This window comes from Pseudomonas sp. GZD-222 (genome assembly GCF_049310525.1).
GTDB lineage: Bacteria > Pseudomonadota > Gammaproteobacteria > Pseudomonadales > Pseudomonadaceae > Aquipseudomonas.
The window spans coordinates 1-5254 of sequence record NZ_JBMOWO010000031.1 but is presented as its reverse complement, the minus strand read 5'-3'; the positions used below and the strand labels follow the sequence as shown (position 1 = coordinate 5254).

Below are 5254 nucleotides of genomic sequence, written 5' to 3'. Positions count from 1 at the left end.
AGTCCTTGAGGGATGCCCTCTCTCCTGGGGGGGGGGGGGGGGGGTTCTTCCCCCCCCGCGATCAGGCCGGGACTTATTGCACCGCCGTTTCCTGTACTACGCGGATCACTCGTTGCGGAAAGGGAATATCGATACCCTCTTCCTTCAAACGATCACGCGCATGCTCGTTGAGCATGAACATCACATCCCAGTAATCCGCAGTGTTGACCCAGACCCGCAAGGACAGCGTGATCGCGCTGTCGCCCAGCAGCGAGACAACGGCCTGTGGGATCGGATCCTGATGGATGCGTGGGTCTTTGGCCAGTTCCAGCAACACCTGACGGGCTTTCTGCAGATCGGCTTCGTAATCGACACCGACATCGAACACGACCTTACGGGTCGGCTGACGGTTGGTGTTGGTAATGATGCCGTTGGACAGGCCGCCGTTAGGCAGGATCACCGTCTTGTTGTCACCGGTACGCAGCACGGTGTGGAAGATCTGGATGCTGTCCACGGTGCCCGAAACACCTTGAGCTTCGATCCAGTCACCCAGACGAAACGGACGGAACAGCAGAATCAGCACGCCGCCGGCAAAGTTCGCCAGGCTGCCTTGCAGCGCCAGACCGATGGCCAGGCCCGCAGCACCGATGGCGGCGACAAACGAGGTGGTCTCGATACCGATCATCGAGGCAACGCTGACCACCAGCAGAATTTTCAGAATGATGTTCGCCAGGCTGCTGATAAAACCTTGCAGCGCGAGGTCGGCATTGCGCAACGCGAGCAATTTGCCCAGGCGGTACGTCACCTTGTTGATCACCCACCAGCCAATGGCCAGGGTCAGCAGTGCCAGCAACAGGCGGCTGCCATACTCCATGATCAGCGGCAGCCAGGTTTGCGACGTTTTAACCAGCTGATCGACTTCAGCACTCAAATCCATAATGTTCTCCTGATGCCGAAGGGCAAAAGCTGTATAAATCGCGCCGCAATCGTTTCAGCGGCAACAGAAACCTCGGACGCCAGAATGGCGCCAAGGTTCCCGAAATGCTTCGATCAGTCGCGGAAGTTGTTGAACTGCAGCGGCATACCGAATTCTTTGGCACGCAGTGCGGCAATGGCTTCCTGCAGGTCGTCACGCTTCTTGCCGGTGACCCGTACCTGCTCACCCTGGATGGCGGCCTGGACCTTGAGCTTGGCGTCTTTGATGTGAGCGACGATTTTCTTCGCCAGCTCTTTGTCGATGCCTTCCTTGAGGGTTGCATCCTGCTTCATCACTTTGCCCGACGCGTAGGCATCCTTCACTTCCAGGCACTGGACGTCGATCTTGCGCTTGACCAGGGCCAGCTTGAGAATCTCGATCATCGCTTCGAGCTGGAATTCGGCTTCGGCGGTCAGGGTGACGGTCAGGTCCTTTTCCTTGAATTCGAAGCTGCCCTTGCCCTTGAGGTCATAGCGACGGTCCAGATCCTTGACCGCGTTTTCAACGGCGTTGGTGACTTCGTGCTTGTCCAGTTCCGATACCACGTCGAACGACGGCATACCTTCTCTCCAAAAAAATAAACGCACGCTCGCCGCTCTGATGAAAGAGCGCGATGGAGCGCGCAGGGTTTGACGGTTAAAATACCGGCTCATTATAACGGTTGCGATACGCTGATGAGCAGCACCTGGCATATTCTCGGCGCCGGTAGTCTGGGCAGCCTCTGGGCCTGCCGACTGGCCCGTGCGGGCAAAGCGGTCCGCCTGATCCTGCGCGACGCAGAGCGCCTCAAGGCGTATGAAGCGGCCGGCGGCCTGACCCTGATCGAAAAGGGCCAGGCACAGTTACACGCGATTCCAGCGCAAACCGCTCAGGACAGCACGCCCATTCATCGCCTGCTGCTGGCCTGCAAGGCCTATGACGCCGAAGCGGCGGTTAAACAGCTGGCGCCACGCCTGGCCCACGGTGCCGAGCTGATCCTGCTGCAGAACGGCCTGGGCAGCCAGGACGCTGTCGCCAATCAGGTCCCGCATGCCCGCTGCATCTTCGCCTCCAGCACCGAAGGCGCATTTCGCGAGGCCGACTGGCAGGTCCACTTCGCCGGCCATGGCTTCAACTGGCTGGGCGATCAGGCCAACCCGCTAACCCCGGAGTGGCTCGATGACCTGACCGACGCGGGCATCCCCCACGAGTGGACCCCGGACATCCTCACCCGCCTGTGGCGCAAGCTGGCGCTCAATTGTGCAATCAACCCGCTGACCGTGCTGCATGACTGCCGCAACGGTGGCCTGGAGGCGCACCACTGTGAAGTGGCCACCCTCTGTGCGGAGCTGGCCGAATTGCTGCAGTGCTGTGGCCAGCCCGAAGCCGCCGAGGGCTTGAGCGAAGAAGTGGAACGGGTGATTAAAGCCACGGCCGCCAACTACTCTTCCATGTATCAGGATGTTCGCCAGGGTCGACGTACCGAAATCCATTACCTGCTTGGCCACGCCTGCCGCGTCGCCAGCCGCCACGGCCTTGAACTGCCGCATCTGGAGCGACTCTACCGGCGTCTGCTCGAACACCTGCATGCACGCGGATTGCCCTGCGACTGAACGCAGCGTTACCCTGCCCTTTCACCCACAAACCGGGATCCCGCTATCACATGACGTTGCGCGAACGCCTGGAAAATCTGCCGGTCGGCCAGAAACTGCTGGCCGCCCTGCTGGTGCTGTTGATCACTATTTTGCTGGTGGCCAACCTGACTTTCATCAGCGCCGCTTACTGGATTTCCCAGGAGAGCATGGCGCCGCAAGCACTGCAGACCATCGGTCGACTGGTAGCCAATCCACAGCTTTCGGCGAGTGCCGCCGATTCACCCGAGGCGGCCAATACGCTGCTCAAGGAGCTCGACAGCTACACCCCGTTGCGCGCAGCGGCGGTGTACGGCAGCGATGGCAAACTGCTCGCGCAGCTGCAACATGGCGAGCAACTGCCTCTACCCACACGCTACCGCCATATCGAGAACTGGCGCCTGACCGAGTTTCGCAGTACCCAGCTGACCAAACTGCCACGCCCTGGCAGTCCCCCTGGCTATCTGTTGATGGTGGCCAGCAGTGAACTCCCCATGGCCTTCTACACCGGTATCCTCACCGCCAGCTTGGGCATTCTGGTGTTCAGCATCCTGTTGTGGATGATCATTGCCCGGCAGATCAAGCGCCTGATCACTCAGCCGATCAACCAGCTCGAACAATTGTCACGCCAGGTCACCCGCGAGGAAAACTATTCCCTGCGCGCCCAGCGCGGCAACGACGACGAAATCGGCAGCCTGGCCGAAGCCTTCAACACCATGCTCACGCGCATCGAAGCACGAGAGCAACAGCTCAAGCGCGCCCGTGATGAGTTCCAGGATGCCTACGACCAGGCCCAGGGCCTGGCCGAGGAAACCCGCCACACCAACCGCAAGCTGGAACTGGAAGTCCAGGTACGCAGCAAGATCGAGAAGAAACTCACCGGTTTCCAGAACTACCTCAACAGCATCATCGACTCCATGCCTTCGGCGCTGATCGCCCTCGATGAACAGCTCTACGTGACCCAGTGGAACCAGGAGGCCAGTGCCCTCTCCGGCACGCCGCTGGACGAAGCACTGAACCAGCCGATCTTCCTCGCCTTCGAACCGCTCAAGCCCTTCCTGCCGCAGCTCAAGGAAAGCGTCGAGAAGCACCGGGTAGCGAAGATCGAACGGGTGACCTGGACCAAAAATGATGATGCCCGGCATTACGCCCTGACCTTCTATCCGTTGATGGGTGGTGGAGGACGTGGCGTGGTGATCCGTATCGATGACATCACCCAGCGCCTGTCCCTGGAAGAAATGATGGTGCAGTCGGAAAAGATGCTCTCGGTAGGTGGCCTGGCCGCCGGCATGGCCCATGAGATCAACAACCCGTTGGGCGCGATCCTGCACAACGTGCAGAACATTCGCCGGCGCCTGTCTCCGGACCTGGCGAAAAACCAGGAGCAGGCGGACGAGCTCGGCATCGATCTGCCTGTGGTCAACCGCTACCTGGAAAGCCGTGAAGTCCCGCAGTTGCTCGACGGCATTCAGCAAGCCGGGGCCCGCGCCGCCAAGATCGTCACCCACATGCTCAGTTTCAGCCGGCGCAGCAACCGTCAACTGGCCCCCTGCGACTTGCCGGCGCTGATCGACCAGGCGGTGGAAATTGCCGGTAATGACTTCGACCTGACCATCGGCTTCGACTTCAAGGGCCAGGCCATCATTCGCCAGTTCGACCCCAACCTGGGGCCGGTACCGTGCACGGCGAACGAACTGGAGCAGGTGCTGCTCAACTTGCTGAAAAACGCCGCCCAGGCCATCCACCTGCGCGAAGACGACAGCGAGCCCGGGCGGATCACCCTGCGCACCCGGCTCAATCCGCCCTGGGCCGAGATCCAGGTGGAAGACAACGGTGTCGGTATGCCCGAGGCTGTCCGTAAGCGCACCTTCGAACCCTTCTTCACCACCAAAGAGATTGGCCAGGGCACAGGCCTGGGCCTGTCGGTGTCGTATTTCATCATCACCAACAATCACAAAGGCCAGATGGAGGTGCAATCGGCACCGGGACAAGGCACCTGCTTCACCTTGCGCCTGCCGCTGGCCAATAGCTCGCCGACTGTGGTCGAGCCACACAAAATGGAGTCTTGAACATGGGCTTTCGCTTGTCGAAGATCTACACCCGTACCGGCGACAAGGGCGAGACCGGCCTGGGCGACGGTCGCCGGGTGCCCAAGGATCATCCGCGGATCGAGGCCATTGGCGAGGTCGACAGCCTTAACAGTCAGTTGGGATTGCTGCTGGCCGGGTTGGCCGAACACCAGCTGGAAGAAGTCATCGAGGTACTGGCGCCTTGCCAACACCGCTTGTTCGATCTCGGCGGTGAGCTGGCGATGCCCAGTTATCAGGCCCTGAACGCAGCGGAAGTGGAGCGCCTGGAAGCGGCTATCGATCGCTGGAACGAGGAGCTGGGGCCGCTTGAGAATTTCATCCTGCCCAGTGGCTCGGCGCTAATCGCTCAGGCCCATGTGTGCCGCAGCCTGGCCCGCAGTGCCGAGCGGCGCTGCCAGCAGTTGAACAGTGTCGAGCCGCTGGCCGGGGTTGGCCTGGCGTATATCAACCGGTTGTCGGATTTGCTATTTGTTGCGGCGCGGTTGATCGGCCGGCGCCAGGGAGTAGCTGAGGTGCTTTGGCAGGCAGCGGCGAAACCGTAAGGGCCATTGTGGGGGGGAGGGAGTCCCCCCCTCTTTTGCCGGTTGGGGGAGGTGGCT

The 5254-nt window shown here is 60.9% G+C and carries 5 protein-coding genes; 3 read left to right on the top strand and 2 right to left on the bottom strand.

The genetic code is table 11. From position 1 onward, the window contains the following. Positions 1–73: 73 nt before the first annotated feature. The gene (locus ACO6VD_RS06110; protein WP_422417694.1) at positions 74–916 is read right to left on the bottom strand and encodes a mechanosensitive ion channel family protein; all 843 of its coding nucleotides are present in this window, start codon (positions 914–916) and stop codon (positions 74–76) included. A gap of 113 nt (positions 917–1029) precedes the next feature. Next, the gene (locus ACO6VD_RS06105) at positions 1030–1515 is read right to left on the bottom strand and encodes a YajQ family cyclic di-GMP-binding protein (RefSeq protein ID WP_128323918.1); all 486 of its coding nucleotides are present in this window, start codon (positions 1513–1515) and stop codon (positions 1030–1032) included. Positions 1516–1629: 114 nt separating this feature from the next. On the opposite strand from ACO6VD_RS06105, the gene ACO6VD_RS06100 reads away from it, so the two are divergent. From ACO6VD_RS06100 to ACO6VD_RS06090, 3 genes are read left to right on the top strand one after another with little or no spacing between them, the layout of a single operon-like run. Continuing rightward, positions 1630–2547, top strand: coding sequence for a putative 2-dehydropantoate 2-reductase (locus ACO6VD_RS06100; RefSeq protein WP_422417693.1), 918 nt, complete (start codon positions 1630–1632; stop codon positions 2545–2547). 50 nt (positions 2548–2597) lie between these two features. Next, positions 2598–4634 (top strand): ATP-binding protein, encoded by a 2037-nt coding sequence (locus ACO6VD_RS06095; protein WP_422417692.1) that lies wholly within the window; start codon positions 2598–2600, stop codon positions 4632–4634. A gap of 2 nt (positions 4635–4636) precedes the next feature. Then, complete coding sequence (locus ACO6VD_RS06090; protein ID WP_422417691.1) at positions 4637–5197, top strand: cob(I)yrinic acid a,c-diamide adenosyltransferase; 561 nt, start codon at positions 4637–4639, stop codon at positions 5195–5197. Positions 5198–5254 lie beyond the last annotated feature (57 nt).

Excerpts from the sequence above, each read along its gene's own strand:
- ACO6VD_RS06110 (WP_422417694.1), bottom strand. The coding sequence starts at position 916 with ATGGATTTGAGTGCTGAAGTCGATCAGCTGGTTAAAACGTCGCAAACC.
- ACO6VD_RS06105 (WP_128323918.1), bottom strand. The coding sequence starts at position 1,515 with ATGCCGTCGTTCGACGTGGTATCGGAACTGGACAAGCACGAAGTCACC.
- ACO6VD_RS06100 (WP_422417693.1), top strand. The coding sequence starts at position 1,630 with ATGAGCAGCACCTGGCATATTCTCGGCGCCGGTAGTCTGGGCAGCCTC.
- ACO6VD_RS06095 (WP_422417692.1), top strand. The coding sequence starts at position 2,598 with ATGACGTTGCGCGAACGCCTGGAAAATCTGCCGGTCGGCCAGAAACTG.
- ACO6VD_RS06090 (WP_422417691.1), top strand. The coding sequence starts at position 4,637 with ATGGGCTTTCGCTTGTCGAAGATCTACACCCGTACCGGCGACAAGGGC.